16 protein-coding genes are annotated in these 15,211 nt (G+C 67.1%); 8 read left to right on the top strand and 8 right to left on the bottom strand.

Features of this window, described 5'->3' with window-relative positions; genetic code table 11:
• Nucleotides 1-241: 241 nt before the first annotated feature.
• From OG804_RS18390 to OG804_RS18400, 3 genes are all read right to left on the bottom strand, one after another.
• Nucleotides 242-1,231, bottom strand: a complete 990-nt coding sequence (locus tag OG804_RS18390) for an Lrp/AsnC family transcriptional regulator (protein ID WP_328388119.1) — start codon at nt 1,229-1,231, stop codon at nt 242-244.
• Nucleotides 1,232-1,296: 65 nt separating this feature from the next.
• The gene (locus tag OG804_RS18395; RefSeq protein WP_328388121.1) at nt 1,297-2,532 is read right to left on the bottom strand and encodes a carboxylesterase family protein; all 1,236 of its coding nucleotides are present in this window, start codon (nt 2,530-2,532) and stop codon (nt 1,297-1,299) included.
• Nucleotides 2,533-2,534: 2 nt separating this feature from the next.
• Nucleotides 2,535-3,413, bottom strand: a complete 879-nt coding sequence (locus tag OG804_RS18400) for a VOC family protein (RefSeq protein WP_328388123.1) — start codon at nt 3,411-3,413, stop codon at nt 2,535-2,537.
• Between the two features lie 304 nt (nt 3,414-3,717).
• Between OG804_RS18400 and OG804_RS18405 the strand changes: the two genes are divergently transcribed.
• Nucleotides 3,718-4,116 carry an NUDIX hydrolase gene (locus OG804_RS18405; RefSeq protein ID WP_328388125.1) on the top strand — a complete coding sequence of 133 codons (399 nt, stop codon included), beginning with the start codon at nt 3,718-3,720 and terminating at the stop codon, nt 4,114-4,116.
• A gap of 6 nt (nt 4,117-4,122) precedes the next feature.
• On the opposite strand, the gene OG804_RS18410 is transcribed toward OG804_RS18405, so the two are convergent.
• Together OG804_RS18410 and mca are read right to left on the bottom strand one after the other, a co-directional pair.
• Nucleotides 4,123-4,425: a hypothetical protein gene (locus OG804_RS18410; protein WP_328388127.1), complete on the bottom strand. Its 303-nt coding sequence runs from the start codon at nt 4,423-4,425 to the stop codon at nt 4,123-4,125.
• Nucleotides 4,425-5,309 (bottom strand): mycothiol conjugate amidase Mca, encoded by an 885-nt coding sequence (gene mca, locus OG804_RS18415; RefSeq protein WP_442941567.1) that lies wholly within the window; start codon nt 5,307-5,309, stop codon nt 4,425-4,427. Before mca ends, OG804_RS18410 begins: the two co-directional genes overlap by 1 nt.
• A 103-nt stretch (nt 5,310-5,412) precedes the next feature.
• Between mca and OG804_RS18420 the strand changes: the two genes are divergently transcribed.
• On the top strand, nt 5,413-5,922 hold the full coding sequence (locus tag OG804_RS18420; RefSeq protein ID WP_328388129.1) for a DUF4307 domain-containing protein: 510 nt from the start codon (nt 5,413-5,415) through the stop codon (nt 5,920-5,922).
• A gap of 945 nt (nt 5,923-6,867) precedes the next feature.
• On the top strand, nt 6,868-7,362 hold the full coding sequence (gene greA / locus OG804_RS18425; RefSeq protein ID WP_328388131.1) for a transcription elongation factor GreA: 495 nt from the start codon (nt 6,868-6,870) through the stop codon (nt 7,360-7,362).
• Between the two features lie 127 nt (nt 7,363-7,489).
• Here greA and OG804_RS18430 read toward each other — a convergent pair whose 3' ends face one another.
• Nucleotides 7,490-8,632 carry a cystathionine gamma-synthase gene (locus OG804_RS18430; RefSeq protein WP_328388133.1) on the bottom strand — a complete coding sequence of 381 codons (1,143 nt, stop codon included), beginning with the start codon at nt 8,630-8,632 and terminating at the stop codon, nt 7,490-7,492.
• 118 nt (nt 8,633-8,750) lie between these two features.
• Here OG804_RS18430 and OG804_RS18435 point away from each other — a divergent pair, with 118 nt between their 5' ends.
• The 3 genes from OG804_RS18435 to OG804_RS18445 all read left to right on the top strand — a co-directional run bounded on the left by OG804_RS18435 (nt 8,751) and on the right by OG804_RS18445 (nt 11,091).
• The gene (locus OG804_RS18435) at nt 8,751-9,926 is read left to right on the top strand and encodes an acyl-CoA dehydrogenase family protein (RefSeq protein ID WP_328388135.1); all 1,176 of its coding nucleotides are present in this window, start codon (nt 8,751-8,753) and stop codon (nt 9,924-9,926) included.
• Nucleotides 9,927-10,153: 227 nt separating this feature from the next.
• Nucleotides 10,154-10,729, top strand: coding sequence for a DUF4254 domain-containing protein (locus OG804_RS18440; RefSeq protein WP_328388137.1), 576 nt, complete (start codon nt 10,154-10,156; stop codon nt 10,727-10,729).
• Between the two features lie 23 nt (nt 10,730-10,752).
• Complete coding sequence (locus OG804_RS18445; RefSeq protein ID WP_328388139.1) at nt 10,753-11,091, top strand: DUF6401 family natural product biosynthesis protein; 339 nt, start codon at nt 10,753-10,755, stop codon at nt 11,089-11,091.
• A 62-nt stretch (nt 11,092-11,153) separates the two neighbouring features.
• Here the strand turns inward: OG804_RS18445 and OG804_RS18450 are convergent, their stop codons facing one another.
• Both OG804_RS18450 and OG804_RS18455 read right to left on the bottom strand, forming a co-directional pair.
• The gene (locus OG804_RS18450; RefSeq protein WP_442941568.1) at nt 11,154-12,092 is read right to left on the bottom strand and encodes a mechanosensitive ion channel family protein; all 939 of its coding nucleotides are present in this window, start codon (nt 12,090-12,092) and stop codon (nt 11,154-11,156) included.
• A 122-nt stretch (nt 12,093-12,214) separates the two neighbouring features.
• On the bottom strand, nt 12,215-13,606 hold the full coding sequence (locus OG804_RS18455) for a cystathionine beta-synthase (protein WP_328388143.1): 1,392 nt from the start codon (nt 13,604-13,606) through the stop codon (nt 12,215-12,217).
• Nucleotides 13,607-13,719: 113 nt separating this feature from the next.
• Between OG804_RS18455 and OG804_RS18460 the strand changes: the two genes are divergently transcribed.
• Entirely contained in the window at nt 13,720-14,178 is a 459-nt protein-coding gene (locus tag OG804_RS18460) for a hypothetical protein (protein ID WP_328388145.1), read from the top strand.
• An 86-nt stretch (nt 14,179-14,264) separates the two neighbouring features.
• Nucleotides 14,265-15,137: an SGNH/GDSL hydrolase family protein gene (locus tag OG804_RS18465; RefSeq protein WP_328388147.1), complete on the top strand. Its 873-nt coding sequence runs from the start codon at nt 14,265-14,267 to the stop codon at nt 15,135-15,137.
• The last annotated feature ends 74 nt before the right edge of the window (nt 15,138-15,211 follow it).

Raw genomic sequence — 15,211 nt, forward strand, 5'->3', positions numbered from 1 at the left:
TGAATCGCGTCGTATGTCGGGAGGCCTGTGAGTGCCTGCCGGTCGCCCCGTCGCGCAGGTAGCGGCCGATCTGGGCATCAGCGATCAGACGATCTACGGCTGGCGTGAGCAGGAGCTGGTCGACACCGGGAAGCTACCGGGTGCGACCCGCAGTGAACAGGCCGACCTATCGACCGCGAAGCGGCGGAGCCGGGAGCTCGAGCAAGAGGTCGCGATCCTGAAACGTGCTCTGTGCCGGGAATCAGGAGCTCGACGCCTGTGGGGTCGCGCCGGTGCGTTTACTGTTGCGGATGACCGGCGCGCTTTCGATTTGCCGGACTCCCGGCAGACTCCCTACCTGCTGCTCCAGATAGTCGTACAAGGCGTCCACATCGCGGCAGACGACAATGGCCAGCAAATTGGTCGGGCCGGTGGTGGCGGCGACGAAAGCAACTTCCGGCTGAGCGGCCATCGCATCGGCTGTGCGCCGCAACGCGGCAGGCTCGACCGTGAGCCAGAGCATGGCGACCATCGCGTACCCCAATAGCTGCGGGTCGACGTCCACATCGAAGAACAGCGCACCGCTGCTGCGTAGCTGCTCGAGCCTGCGTTTGACGGTCATGTCCGACCATCCGGTCGCCTTGGCCAGGTCGGGATATCCGGCGCGGCCGTCTTGGGCCAATAACGCAAGCAGCCGCTCGTCGCCGTTCCGCAGCACGACCGGCTCCCGCGAAGCGTCCGACAGTTGCTGCGGGGTAAGGGCTTCGACCTGCTCGCGATCGAGGAAGTCGGATTTTCCGTGCCAGCCGATAGGACCGCCGACGAACACCCGCAACAGACAGTGCGCCGTCACTCCGATGATGCGCGGCGTCCTGGGCAACTGTCCGAGAAGAAGCGCGTCACGTTCCCGTGAGCTGCGTGCACGCGTGACGCAGACGATCTGCGTCCCGCCCGATGTAAGGCTGACCCAAGAGGTGTCCGCCCTGCGGGCCAGCGCCTCGGCGATGGCCACCGCCGCATCGGGCGTGACCTCGATCCGGACGACCCATTCCACCCACCCCAGCCGTCGCGCCTGCGGCAGGCCGACCACCCTCAGTGATCCTGCGGAGCGGAGCCTGCGGTATCGGCGCGCGACCGTCTGGTCGGACACCCCGAGCACCGAAGCAATGCGGCTGAGGGGTGCCCGACCGTCGATCTGCAGTGCGTGCGTAATAGCACGATCGAGCTCGTCCATGACGAGGAAATCTGCCATGTTCCGATCATCGTCTTCATCTGACAGGGACCGCTGACCCCGGTCAGTATGTTGGGCCCGACCAGCTAGGCGAAGTGGTGGACATACGGGTACCGCTCCCAGCCCGCGGAACCGGAGTGGACGAATCCGATCCATGCCCTCTGCACCTCGTCGACGAGCCGCCGCAGGTCGTCCGGGTCGGCCTCCGCCAGCATCGGTGCCGTCCGCCAAGCCTCCAACTCGCCGAACGCGAACGGCAATTCGATGCAGTGGCAGGCGTTGAAGGGGCTTGTCGACGGAGACCAATCGAACTGGAAGGTGTACGCCGAGCGCGCTTGCCCGGCCAGCTGAAGGCTTCCATCACGGAAGAGGATATCGGTCAAGTGTGCCGGACCGTCGGGAAAAAATGCCCTTGCCTCGTCCTGAGTAGTGCCGATCAGCATAGGAACTCCACCATCGACCGGATTGCCGATCAGGTCGGCAGGCACGCCGTCTGTCGCGACCAATTGGAACGGCGGAGTGACCGCGAACGGCTCGGCGATAGCCCGAGCGACGTCGGTCTGTGCAGTGAGCAGACGCTGCCGCGGCACAGTTCGCAACTGCTCGACGTCGGCGGCATCCAGGCCGAGGCCCTCCAGCAACAGCCGCCCGATACTTGCCGCGCGTTCGGTGTCATAAGGCGGGACCCCGGCCGGAAGACTGTGCAGGATGGCCTGATGGAAGAGGCCATGGCCCACGGGATGGTGAAGCAGGGCGATGGTGGATAAAGCGCCGGCAGATTGTCCGGCCAGCGTGATGCGACCCGGGTCTCCGCCGAACGAGGCAATATTGTCCCGCACCCAGCCCAGGGCGGCGATCTGGTCCAGCAGACCGAGGTTGGCGGGACCGAACTCCGGTGAAATGTACAGGTAGCCCAGCGCGCCGAGCCGGTAATTCACGGTGACGACCACCATGTCCCCACGCTCGGCCAGCAGCGCGCCGTCGTACCACGCCTCCGCACCCGAACCGCTGGAGAAACCGCCACCGTGCAACCACACCAGCACCGGCAGCCCGGTCCCGCCCGGCGTCCAGACGTTGAGGGACAGACAATCCTCCCCCTGCTCGAGACCGTTGTCCGGGCCCATGATTCGTTCCAGCCTGGACGCAGGCTGTGGTGCCACGGGACCTGGACGAGTGGCGTCCCGCACCCCATGCCACGCAGCAGCCGGACGCGGCGCGGCGAACCGCTCGGCGTCGGCGTAAGGAATACCGACAAACGCCGTGACACCGTCCATCCGCCGGCCGCGCAGCTGCCCGGCGGGCAGATGGACGACGTCCGCCATGGTCACACCTCCAGGAAGGAGATTGCCGCGCCGCGAGCCTGGACGGCACCGACGAAAAACCCATTCGGCAGATCACTCGTGGTGAACCCGTTGCCCTCGACCAGCTTCCGAGCTGCGTCCGCGTCGGCGACAGCGACCGCCTGCCCGGCAATGTAGGGCAGCGTCGGCACTGGCTCGCCGGGGAGAACCGCACCGAAGGCGGAAACACCAAGGATCTCGACTCGTCCCAGCGGAAGCGGAAGCACATGCAGCTGCCCTTCGGCCACCGGTTCGACATCGAGGATGAGTGCGTAGCGCGCGACGGTTGCTTCGACATCGGCGTCGGCCACGACCAAGAGCACGCTGTGCAGATGGGTGGCGCCGTTGGCGTGCTCGAGGTAACGAGCCTGGTGGAGCAACTCGGGTGTCAGGTGGTACGCGACGTGGATGAGCCCCTCGGGGGTGAGCGAGCGATCGAGGTGTATCGCCTGGAACCGAGCTGTCTGCACCCCGGTGGGCGTGTCCACGTCCCGTTGCAGGGGAAGCACGCCGGAGACGGACAGGCCTGCCGCGCGCAGCCGCTTCTCGGTGCGCTCGGCGTCCACGCAGCCGAAGGAGTTCCCGTGCAGTCCTTCGTACTCGGCGATCAGCGGACGGATGTTCCACGGGTCGACCGACCCGTCTCCGAAGAGGCCGAGTATTTCCAGATATGTCCGGCCGAACAGGGCGCACCGGTTGCCCGCACCCATCGGCTTGCGTTCACCGCCGGGACGGTTCGAACCCATATGCATGGACAGCGGGCTGAGGGTGAAGCCGAGAGCCTCGTAGGTCGCCGCCGTGGTGTTCATATCCGTGGTGTAGAGGACCGAGTGATCAATTCTGTCGATATCGCTGGTTGTCATGTTCGCAGGCTGCCGACACCGCGACTGCTGATGCCAGTCACGGACACCATATTGATACTTCTCGACATCCGACGCACCGAAGTGATGGAATCCAACATGCAACGCATTACCGGATATCGACGGTCGCCGCGCGGCCGCTTCGGCGAGCGCCTCGGCGTCCCACTCTCACCGGTGCACGGGATCGTCCGCGTGCTGACACAGATACGGCGAGGTCGCGCGTCCCAGACGATTCACACTTCCACCCTCTCACGCTGCCCGCCGCCCTGCCGAGCCTCGCGCACCGGCGGACTCCTACCGTGGACCCGTGATCAGAACCGCCGCCCTGGCCCATATCCGCGACCGCCGCCTGATCCAGACCCGCTCCACCGGCAAAACCGTTTTCTACATGGCCGGCGGGAAGATCGATTCCGGCGAGAGCCCGCTACAGGCACTGCACCGGGAGATCCGCGAAGAACTCGGGGTGGGGGTCACCGACGTCACCGAACTGGGGACCTTCCGAGCCGAGGCGTACGGGCACACCGCCGGTACCCGGCTGCACATGACCTGTTTCCTGGCCGAGGTCACCGACGACCCCAGCCCCCTCGGCGAGATCGCCGAATTCCGTTACTTCACCGGAGGCGAGTACGCGGCGATGCCCGAGGTGGCGCCCGGCTCGCTGCTCGTCTTCGAGCGTCTGCACGAGCTGGGCCTGATCGACTGGTAGCCGGCGCTAGTCCGGGCGATCGCGGTCGTCGCCGACACCGTTCGAAGTCGGCTCGGGACGGCGGGCGACCCCTGGGTCGGTGCCCTCGTCGGCCGCCTGATCGGGCTCCGGATGTTCGGGCTCGAAGGTTTCCGGCAGATTCTTCAGATGCTTGTTCATCGAACGGACCAGCAGGAAAGTACCGGCGAGCAGGATCAGCACCACGGCCAGACCGAGCGGGGACGCTTTACCGAATTCCGGGCCGGTCGGCGTACCCGGCGTCTGCGCCAGCAAGACGCCGGCGTACCCGGGGAGCTGTAGGGCCGACATCAGCGGTGCTCGTCGGTGATACCGGCGAAAAGGTCGGTTTCCGGGATATCGGTGCGCACCCGGGTCCGCGCCAATTCGAACTCCTCGGTCGGCCACAGCCGCTGCTGCATCTCCAGCGGAATGGCGAAGAACGCGCCGTTCGGGTCGACCTGGGTGGCGTGGGCGCGCAACGCGTCGTCGCGACGCGGGAAGTACTTACCGCATTCGACCTGCGTGGTGACCCGCGCCATGATGTCACCGCGTTCGACGGCGTACTTCCGGGAACGGTCCAGCCACTCCTGCAGCGGGAAAGGTTCGCCCAGCTTGTCGTACTCCTCAGCGAACACCTCCATCCGCCGGATCGAGAAGCCGTGGTCGTAGTACAGCTTCAACGGGGTCCACGGCGGCCCCGCGTCCGGGAACTTCTCCGGGTCTCCGGCGGCCTCGAACGCCGCCACCGACACCTCATGGCACCGGATGTGATCGGGGTGCGGGTAGCCGCCCATCTCGTCATAGGTGGTCATGACATGCGGTTTGAACTCGCGGACCACGCGGACCAATGCCTCGGTGGCTTCGTCGAGCGGAACCAGCGCGAACGAGTCCTCGGGTAACGGCGGCAACGGATCGCCCTCGGGCAAACCCGAATCGACGAAACCCAGCCAGGTCTGGCTGACGCCGAGCGCGGTGGCCGCCGCCGACATCTCCTCGCGCCGGATCTCGTTCATCCGCTCCAGCACCCCGGGTGTGTCCATGGCAGGGTTGAGGATGCTGCCCCGTTCCCCGCCGGTCAGCGTGACGACCAGGACGTCATTGCCCTCGTCGGCATAGCGGGCCGTGGTGGCACCGCCTTTGCTGGACTCGTCGTCGGGGTGGGCGTGCACCGCCATGAGGCGAAGGCCACTCACTTCTCGTTCACCGTCGCTCTCGGTCGCGGGTGTTCGGACTTCATTCCCTATAGTTCCATCTGGACCGATTCTGTTCCGACCTACCCCCCGGGAGCGCGAAATCATGACCGAGCCCACGCCGGACACCGGTCGCGCCGACTCCACCACACCCGCGGCGACCACCCCGCAGTCCGCGGACACGGCGACAGCGGACACCGCGCACGACCGGTACGCCGACCGGTACGGCCACCGTGGCACGCGACCGAACCGCCGCCTCATCGGCGCGGTCCTCACGGGTGTGGTGATCCTCGCCGGAATCGGAGTCGCCTACCTCGGCTGGGCGAAATTCGGACCGGAGGACATCGAATCCGAACAGCTCGGATACACCGTGCTCGACGACTCCTCGGTCGAAGTCGAGATCCGCCTCACCCGCGCCGATCCCTCCGAACCGGTGGTCTGCCTCGTCCGCGCCATGTCGCGCGACCTCATGGAAGTAGGTCGGCGAGAAGTGCTGGTACAGCCGACGGCGGGTGAGAAGACCGTCCGGGTGAGCACGGTCGTGCGAGCCAGTGAGCGGCCGGCCTCGACCGCGATCTACACCTGCACCGACAGCGTGCCCGGATACCTGCGCTGAGTAATCGGCGCCGCCTTCGGCGGCGCGGGTCGGGGCCCTTGTCAACCCCGGTTCTTCACTCCTGCGCTCAGTCGCTGCGCTCCTTCGCTTCGTCGCTCCAGAACCGGGGCGGGCCCCGACCATGGGATGGTGACCATCCGGCAGAAACATTCAGGGTTGGGAATCCCGCTCCGCACTCCTGCCAGTCGGTCGCTGCGTACCTCCGATCCACCGGCAGCACCGGAGCGGGCCCCGACCACAGGAGTCGACCATCCAGCAGAAACATTCAGGAGTCGAGTCAGCGGCTGGAGAATCCCGCTCCGCACTGCTGCCAGTCGGTCGCTGCGCACCTTCAATCCGTCGCTCCAGAACCGGAGCGGGCCCCGACCACGGACGTACCATCCGGAGCAAATATGCCGCGTGGGGGCTCAGCTGTGGACAGCCGCGGAGCCGTGAACAGGAAAACCTGCGATCAACGTGGCGATGCGGGTGCTCGGTGCTGGTCGGCGTCCGCGACTCGGACCCTTGTTCGCTCAGATCTCGGTGACCCAGCACACCCAGCGAGGCAGGGCGCGATAACACTCGGCGCGGGCGGGGGTCAGTGGTGTGGCGGCGGCCTTCGGCGGACTACCGTCCGCACGGGCTCCAGACCGCGAGTCACCACGCCCGGAGAGGTCCACCGGAGGGTGCCTTTCCGGTAAAAACTTCTCCGACCTGCATTTTTATGATTCATGCTAAAATGGCGTCACACACGGTTCCGGGGCTCGGAGCCGTGTTTGCTGCATTGGCGGCCAGCGCGGTCGATACCGGGTCGGCGAGGAGTCCCGGCGTCAGACCTGTCGGGGTTTTTCGAGTTCCCGCAGATCGCGATAGCCGTCTGCTGAAGCATGCCTGCCTGCGGGTGGGTTGTGCCGCAGTGACAGGGAATCCCGGCCTGCCGGGGACAACTACTAGGGAGTGATCGAGATGACTGAGACCCAAACGACCTGGCTGACCCCGGAGTCGCACGACAGGCTCAAGGGCGAACTCGACGCGCTCATCGCCAATCGTCCGGTCATCGCCGCCGAAATCAACGAGCGTCGCGAAGAAGGCGACCTCAAGGAGAACGGCGGCTACCACGCGGCGCGCGAGGAACAGGGCCAGCAGGAAGCCCGGATCCGGCAGCTGCAGGAACTGCTCAACAACGCCAAGGTCGGCGTGGCTCCCACCAAGTCCGGTGTCGCCCTGCCCGGTTCCGTGGTGAAGGTCTACTACGACGGTGACGAAACCGATACCGAGACCTTCCTCATCGCGACCCGCGAAGAAGGCCTGGGCAACCCCGACCTGGAGACCTACTCCCCCAGCTCCCCGCTCGGCGGTGCGCTGATCGACGCGAAGGTCGGCGAGACCCGCGAGTACACCCTCCCCAACAACAACATCATGAAGGTGACGCTGGTCAGCGCGGAGCCTTACCACAGCTGAGCGCATCGGCCCGGCCGCCCGGGCCGGACCGCATGACGACACGAGCGGCCGCATCCGAATTCCCGGATACGGCCGCTCGTTCATGTCGTACGTGTTCTCCCGAATACGCGGTGGTGCCCCGGCTCGGTCAGCTCAGAGCTTGTTCGAGGTCGGCCAGCAGGTCGCTGATGTCCTCGATTCCTACCGACAGCCTTACCAGATCGGCCGGAACCTCGAGATCCGACCCCTCCGTGGAGGCATGGGTCATGGCCGCCGGATGTTCGATCAGCGACTCCACCCCACCCAGCGATTCGGCGAGGGTGAACACCTTCGTCCGCGCGCAGAGGTCTCGGGCGGCGTCGGGGCCGCCGGCCAGCCGCACCGAGATCATCCCGCCGAAGCGCCGCATCTGCTTGTCCGCGACGGCGTGACCGGGATGCTCGGGCAGACCCGGATAGATGACCTGGCTGATCGCGGGTGTGCGGGACAGGAACTCGGCCAGCGTTTCGGCGTTATCGCAATGCCGGTCCATCCGCAGGGCCAGCGTTTTGGTGCCGCGCAGCGTGAGGAAGGCATCGAACGGGCCGGGCACCGCGCCGGCGCCGTTCTGCAAGAAGGCGAAGGCCGCGTCGAGTTCGGCGTCGTCGGTGACGAGCGCGCCACCGATGACATCGGAGTGCCCGCCCAGGTACTTGGTCGTCGAATGCAGCACCACATCGGCGCCCAGCAGCAGCGGCTGCTGCAGGTACGGGGTGGCGAAGGTGTTGTCCACCACCAGTTTGGCGCCCGAGGTGTGCGCGATATCGGCCAGCGCCGGAATATCACCGATATTCAGCAGCGGATTGGTGGGCGATTCCACCCAGATGAGTTTGGTGTTCGGCCGAATAGCGGCGCGCATCGCGTCGATATCGGTGACCGCGGCCGGGGAATGCTCGATACCCCATTGGGTGAAGACCTTGTCGATCAGCCGGAAGGTACCGCCGTAGGCGTCGTCGGGAATGACGATATGGTCGCCGGGCCGCAGCATCGCGCGCAGCGCGCAGTCGGTGGCGGCCATCCCGGAGGCGAACGCGCGGCCGTGGCGGCCGGATTCGAGGGCGGCCAGATTGGCCTCCAGCACCGTGCGGGTGGGATTGCCGGTGCGGGCGTATTCATAGCCGTCCCGCAGTCCGCCCACCCCGTCCTGGGCGAAGGTGGAACTGGCGTAGATGGGCACATTCACCGCGCCGGTCCGCGGATCGGGATCGTAGCCCGCGTGCACAGCCCTGGTAGTGAATCCCAGTTCGCTCATGCCCCCACCCTAGAGGGCCGGTCGCGGGTGGTCGCACGCTGGTCGGCCCTTCCGGTGGACCGGTTCGCGCGCCGGTCCGGGCCGCGGTGCGCGCGGTCGATCCGATTACCCTGGCCTCATGCTGACCGTGACCGAACTGTTCGCGACAGATGCCCTGCTGACCGGCGAGGAACGAGAGATCCGCGATACCGTCGCGACCTTCACCGACCGGCGGATACGACCGCATATCGCGGAGTGGTTCGAGGCCGGGGTCTTCCCGGTGCGCGAGATCGCGCCCGAACTCGGGAAGCTGGGTGTGCTCGGAATGCACCTCGACGGCTACGGCTGCGCGGGCCTGCCGGCGACCGCGTACGGCCTGGCCTGCCAGGAACTGGAGGCGGCCGATTCGGGGCTGCGGTCGCTGGTCTCGGTACAGGGTTCGCTGGCCATGACCGCGATCCACAAATATGGGTCCGCGGAGCAGAAACAGCAGTGGCTGCCGGATATGGCCGCGGGACGGGTTCTGGGTTGTTTCGGCCTCACCGAACCTGATTTCGGTTCCAACCCGGGCGGTATGCGTACGCGGGCCCGGCGCGACGGCGACGACTGGGTGCTCGACGGATCGAAGATGTGGATCACCAATGGATCGGTGGCCGATATCGCGGTGGTGTGGGCCCGGACCGAGCACGCGGGCGAGAACGTCGTACGCGGCTTCCTGGTGCCCGCGGGCACGCCGGGATTCACGACCCGGGAGATGAAGAGAAAGCTGTCGCTGCGCGCCTCGATCACCGCCGAGCTGGACCTGGACGCGGTCCGGTTGCCCGCGGACGCGGTACTGCCCGGCGCGGTCGGCCTGTCCGGGCCGCTGGCGTGCCTGGGCGAGGCCCGGTTCGGGATCATCTTCGGTGCGCTCGGCGCGGCCCGCGACTGCCTGGAGGCGACCATCGAGTATTCGCGGACCCGAGAGGTTTTCGATAAGACGCTCGCCGGTTATCAGCTGACCCAGGCGAAATTGGCGGATATGGCCCTGGAATTGGGCAAAGGCCAGTTGCTGGCGCTGCATCTGGGCCGGTTGAAGGATCGCGGTGAGGTCACCCCGGAGCAGGTGAGCGCCGGCAAACTGAACAGTTCCCGCGAGGCCATCGCCATCGCTCGCGAATGCCGCACGATATTGGGCGCCAACGGGATAACCCTCGACTACCCGGTGTTGCGGCACGCGAACAACCTCGAATCGGTGCTCACCTACGAGGGAACGGCCGAGGTGCATCAACTGGTGCTGGGCAAGGCCCTCACCGATGTGCAGGCATTCCGCTGACGCGACGACGGATCCGCAGCCACTTGCCATTTCGCTCGAAGCCCGGTGCCGTTATCGGTGAATCCACTGCCTCACAACGCGTCCCGTCCGAGCGGAGGACATTGTTACCAACCGTCATCCTCGAGCCATCTCCGTGTCACCCATGAGCCGGACCGACGGCGCACTCTGATATTCGCACCCGGAGCGGATCCGAAAACGCCGGGTGTGGAAGTACACGGAGGTGCGTTATGAATTCGCAGACGCCCGGACCGGGCAATCGGCGACCGTCCGGCACGGCCAAAGCGGCGCTCGGCGCCAAGGCCGTGCGCATTTCGCACGAACGCACCAAGGCCTGCCGATTACTACCGGATCAACGGGAACTGGTGGCCGCGTTCACCGGGCCCGATCACGCGCGGACCGGACAACCGTTGCTGACCTGGGCGAACGCCCTGGCCGGGCTCCACCGGCGCCGCCACGGCGACCCACTGGGCACCGCCGGGATCGATTGCCGCCGTGCCGAACTCGTCGAATCGATCGATCGCTGGGTGACCACCCAGCTGGCCGATCGGCCGGTCCGCCGCGCCGATTCGCCGGGCTCGACGATCGATCGCATGGCGGCCGCGCATGTGCACGCCGGCCATCTCCTGCACCACGCGGAGCGCGTCTCCGACGATCGGGTGCACGCGGCCTGGTATCGGCTGGCCCTGCTGGCCGACGAATGGACAGATCTGGTGACCGGAGCCGAGCCGGTGCGGCGCGTATTCCGACCCGTTTATCCGCTTTCACCTGCGGAATTGCGCGATAAATCACAATTCGATAAATGACCGCGCGTTGTTACCATCGAGTTATGTTCACCCCGGGTCCCCGTTTGTTCGAAATCTCCGCTCGCCGTTATCTGGAGGGCATCCACCGAACTCACGGGGCGCCGGCGCTCGCCGCGGCGACCGGACAGCCGGGCCTTTCCGCGGCCCTGGATCAGCACGCCGCCGCGGTACGCGACATTCTCGACCTGGGCATCGACGCGGCCGACCGGATATCGCCGGCCGTCCTGCTGGCCGGATATATGCGCGGACTGCTGGAGGACCGGACCACGCCGATCACCGGACCGGCCGACTGGGCCACCGCGGACTGGCTGCACCTACGCCTGGCCGGAGCCTGCGTGCAGGCCGGATACCCGGCCCGTTGAACGGCTTCCGCCGTGCGCCGGAAACCGGCGCACGGCGGAAGTAGTCGAACTGTAGGCGCTGGTCAGCGCAGGTGACGCGGTTCGCCACCGTAGGGCGGTTGATCGCCGCCGTAGGGGTTGCCGTATTGCTGGCGGTAGTCGTTGCCGGGCATGGGCTGCTGCCCGTAGTCGCCGGGGTCGCCGCGGAAGCCGCCCTGGGCGGGCTGGGGATGATCCCACCCTTCCGGATCACGACCGCCCGGCGCCTGCCCGCGAACCGGCTGCTGACCGCCCGACCGCTCCCGCTGCCGGGACGCGTCCTCACGTCCGCGCTGATAGGCCTCGGCGTGACCGCGGACCGCCGGCAGTTCCTCCTCGAGCCCGTCGAGCCAGGACTCCCAGCGCTGCTGCATCGGCCGCACCAGACCGCCGCCGACACCCACGACCAGGATGCCGCCCAACGTGGCGAGCACCGCGATGAGGACGGGCGTGGTGACCGTGGTGGCGACACCGATCTGATTCAGTGCGGCGATGATGCCGATACCCCAGATGAATACCGACGCGATCCGGCCGATCATCGGACCGTAGCTCAAACCGCCGAGCGCGTTGCGCACCAGATCGCTCACCGCGTGCGCGATCGCAGCGGCGACCACCACGATCAGGATTGCCACCGCCAGCCTGGGCAGCCAGGCGACGATCCCGTCGATCAGATTGCTCACCGGGTTCGGCCCGAAAACGCCGAAACCCAGCTGCAGCGCGATCAGCAGGATCGCGTAGTAGGCAAGTTTCGCCAGCAGGTCCGACGCGTCGTATTTGCTCCGCGACAGCATCCGCTGGATCCCGCCCCGCTCGACGAGTCGATCGAAACCGACCCGCTCGAGGACCTTGTCGACGATCGTCGCGACCACCTTGGCGATGATCCAGCCGATGAACAGGATGACCAGGAATCCGGCGAGCTTGGGTACGAATGTCGCGATCGAACTCCACGCGTCAGAGAATCCCTGCTGGAAATCGATTGCCAAACTTGAGGTTTGCACAAGCCCTTCCCTTCGCTCTCCGATCGGACGCGGCGTTTGCCACGAACGGAACTATGCCCGTTTATACCCTGGAAGAGCTGGATGAACCCGTGATTGCGGAATAATTGCTATCGCGCCGGTCGGCCCGTGCTCAGGAATCCCAGCAGGTCGTGCCGGGTGATCACACCGACCGGTTTGCCGTCCTCGACGACCATGAGCGCGTCGGTATCCGACAACGCCTTGGTGGCCGCCGAGATCGGCTCCCCGGAGCCGATCAAGGGAAACGACTGGCTCATGTGCTGAGCCACCGAATCGGTGAGATTCGCGCGACCGGAGAACACCGCCGACAGCAGGTCCCGCTCGGAAACGCTGCCGGCCACCTCGCCGGCCATCACCGGCGGTTCCGCGCCGACGACCGGCATCTGCGAGACCCCGTATTCGCGCAGGATCTCGATGGCGTCGCGCAGCGTCTCCGACGGATGGGTGTGCACCAGATCCGGCAATTCCCCGGACTTGCCGCGCAGCACATCGCCGACCAGCGTCTCCGCCGTCGAACCGTCGAGCGGGGAGCGCAGGAACCCGTAGGAGCTCATCCACCGGTCGTTGAAGATCTTCGACAGATAGCCGCGTCCGCCGTCGGGCAGCAGCACCACCACCACGGCCTCCGGGTCGCGCCGCGCGATCTCGAGCGCCGCCACCACCGCCATACCGCACGAACCCCCGACCAGCAGACCCTCTTCCCGGGCCAGGCGGCGGGTCATATCGAAGGAATCCGCGTCGGAGACAGCGATGATCTCGTCCGGAATCGCCGGATCGTAGGCCGACGGCCAGAAATCCTCACCGACGCCCTCGACGAGATACGGCCGCCCGGTGCCGCCCGAATACACCGAGCCCTCCGGATCGGCGCCGACGACCTTCACCTTTCCGCCGGACACCTCTTTGAGATAGCGCCCGACCCCGGTGATGGTGCCGCCGGTGCCGACACCCGCGACGAAGTGGGTCACCGTGCCCTCGGTATCGCGCCAGATCTCCGGGCCGGTGGTCTCGTAATGGCTGTCCGGACCGCCCGGATTCGAGTACTGGTCCGGCTTCCAGGCGCCGTCGATCTCCTGCACCAGCCGATCGGAGACGCTGTAGTAGCTGTCGGGGTGCTCCGGAGGCACCGCGGTGGGGCAGACGACCACTTCGGCGCCGTAGGCGCGCAGCACATTGCGCTTGTCCTCGCTGACCTTGTCCGGGCAGACGAAAACGCAGTGGTAGCCGCGCTGCTGAGCCACCAGCGCCAAACCGACACCGGTATTGCCGGAAGTCGGTTCGACAATGGTCCCACCGGGACGCAACTGCCCCGACTTCTCGGCCGCCTCGATCATCTTCACCGCGATACGGTCCTTGGAGCTGCCGCCCGGGTTCAAGTATTCGATCTTGGCCGCCACCAGCCCGGCACCCGAGGGAACCACCGAGTTCAACCGGACCAGCGGGGTGTTGCCGATGAGGTCCACGACATGATCCGCGATGCGCATACCCCCATCGTTGCAGAGACGTTGCCGTCGGCTTCGGCGTGGTCCGCCGGGCACCTCGGCCGCGCCGCGCAAATCCGACGGGGTCGCGACTCAGGCTCTAGTATCTGGGACCTATGAGGCTGCCGAAGCTCGCACGCGCCACCGTGATTCTGGCCGGATCGGCGTTCGCGCTGATCGCCGGGCCGGGGGCATCGGCCGGCGCCGCCGTCACCGCGTTCCCCGACGTTCCCACGCTCACCTACGGCGGGCTGTGCGGGACCAGCATCCGCACCTGGGCCGACACCAGCCCGGACTGGCCGGGCCGCGCGGTGCTGAACGTACGGGCCAACCCGGTGGCCGGGATCGGTCCCGGCGACTACCCGTTCGCGCCCCTGTGCGAGGTGCTGACCACGGTGACCTGGCGCAACCTCGACACCGGGGCGACCGGCAGTTACGTCAACAATGTGGTGACCGGGATCTACGGCAGCATCCAGTACTCCCTCTTCCAGGACACCGGCCCCGGCCGGGTCGACGTCACCGTGACCACGAACCACGCCAGCGTCCCGGCGTACGGCAGCTTCGTCGTCCCCTGACCGAGGTGGACGGCCGGTCCCGCACAGTCCGGAAGTGCGCCGCGCGCGGTCGCACGACCTCGCGCGCGCTCGTAAAATCCCGGCACATGGTCGAAACTCGGATCGGCTGGCGGACGGCCGCGGTAGCCGGCGCCGCCACGGTTCTGGTCGGCTCCGGAGCGGGAACGGCGTCCTGGGCGGCCTACCGGATGCTCACCACCCAGGCCGGCGCCGCCCGCGGCCTGATCGGCCGCGACACGTCCAAACCGCCCGAAGCCGACGGAATCTACGCACCACACGGATACGAACCCTGGCGCACCGGCAAGCACGCCGACCTGCACCTGATGATCTTCGGGGATTCCACGGCCGCCGGACTGGGTTGCAGCTCCGCCGCCGAAGTTCCCGGAGTACGGATAGCGCACGGGCTGGCCGACACGACGGGCCGGCGGATCCGATTGAGCACCAAGGCGATCTCCGGCGCCACCTCCAAAGGCCTGGCCGGGCAGGTGGACGCGATGTTCGTGGCGGGCCCGCCGCCGGACGCCTCGGTCGTGCTGATCGGCGCCAACGACGTCACCAAGAAACATTCGATCAGCCGTTCCGCGCAGCGCCTCGGGACGGCGGTCGGCCGGCTGCACGAGGCGGGCAGTGTGGTGGTGGTCGGCACCTGCCCGGACCTGGGCAGCGTCACGGCCATCCCGGAACCGCTGCGCACCGTCGTGCACCGCTGGAGCCTCCAGTTGTCCCGGGCGCAGATCGCGGCCACTCGGGCGGCCGGCGGCCGCACGGTGGCGATGGGCGATCTGTTGAGCAAGGACTTCCGGGCCGCACCCGAACAGCTGTTCTCGGCCGACGGCTTCCACCCCTCGGCCGCGGGCTACGCCTTGGCCGCCACGCATCTGTTGCCGGAGCTGCTGAGAGCGCTCGGTGAACGGGATATGGCCGCGGCGGATATTTCCCCGCAGCCGACCGCGACGTAGATTCGAAGGGATCGTACCCGCGAGTAGTGTCCGGTCGGGCCGTCCCGGACCGGCACCGCTCCTCGACAAAGGAG

The sequence above is a fragment of the Nocardia sp. NBC_00416 genome (assembly GCF_036032445.1).
In the GTDB taxonomy this organism is placed as follows: domain Bacteria; phylum Actinomycetota; class Actinomycetes; order Mycobacteriales; family Mycobacteriaceae; genus Nocardia.

Excerpts from the sequence above, each read along its gene's own strand:
- OG804_RS18390 (WP_328388119.1), bottom strand. The coding sequence starts at position 1,231 with ATGGCAGATTTCCTCGTCATGGACGAGCTCGATCGTGCTATTACGCAC.
- OG804_RS18395 (WP_328388121.1), bottom strand. The coding sequence starts at position 2,532 with ATGGCGGACGTCGTCCATCTGCCCGCCGGGCAGCTGCGCGGCCGGCGG.
- OG804_RS18400 (WP_328388123.1), bottom strand. The coding sequence starts at position 3,413 with ATGACAACCAGCGATATCGACAGAATTGATCACTCGGTCCTCTACACC.
- OG804_RS18410 (WP_328388127.1), bottom strand. The coding sequence starts at position 4,425 with ATGTCGGCCCTACAGCTCCCCGGGTACGCCGGCGTCTTGCTGGCGCAG.
- OG804_RS18420 (WP_328388129.1), top strand. The coding sequence starts at position 5,413 with ATGACCGAGCCCACGCCGGACACCGGTCGCGCCGACTCCACCACACCC.
- greA (WP_328388131.1), top strand. The coding sequence starts at position 6,868 with ATGACTGAGACCCAAACGACCTGGCTGACCCCGGAGTCGCACGACAGG.
- OG804_RS18430 (WP_328388133.1), bottom strand. The coding sequence starts at position 8,632 with ATGAGCGAACTGGGATTCACTACCAGGGCTGTGCACGCGGGCTACGAT.
- OG804_RS18435 (WP_328388135.1), top strand. The coding sequence starts at position 8,751 with ATGCTGACCGTGACCGAACTGTTCGCGACAGATGCCCTGCTGACCGGC.
- OG804_RS18440 (WP_328388137.1), top strand. The coding sequence starts at position 10,154 with ATGAATTCGCAGACGCCCGGACCGGGCAATCGGCGACCGTCCGGCACG.
- OG804_RS18445 (WP_328388139.1), top strand. The coding sequence starts at position 10,753 with ATGTTCACCCCGGGTCCCCGTTTGTTCGAAATCTCCGCTCGCCGTTAT.
- OG804_RS18455 (WP_328388143.1), bottom strand. The coding sequence starts at position 13,606 with ATGCGCATCGCGGATCATGTCGTGGACCTCATCGGCAACACCCCGCTG.
- OG804_RS18460 (WP_328388145.1), top strand. The coding sequence starts at position 13,720 with ATGAGGCTGCCGAAGCTCGCACGCGCCACCGTGATTCTGGCCGGATCG.
- OG804_RS18465 (WP_328388147.1), top strand. The coding sequence starts at position 14,265 with ATGGTCGAAACTCGGATCGGCTGGCGGACGGCCGCGGTAGCCGGCGCC.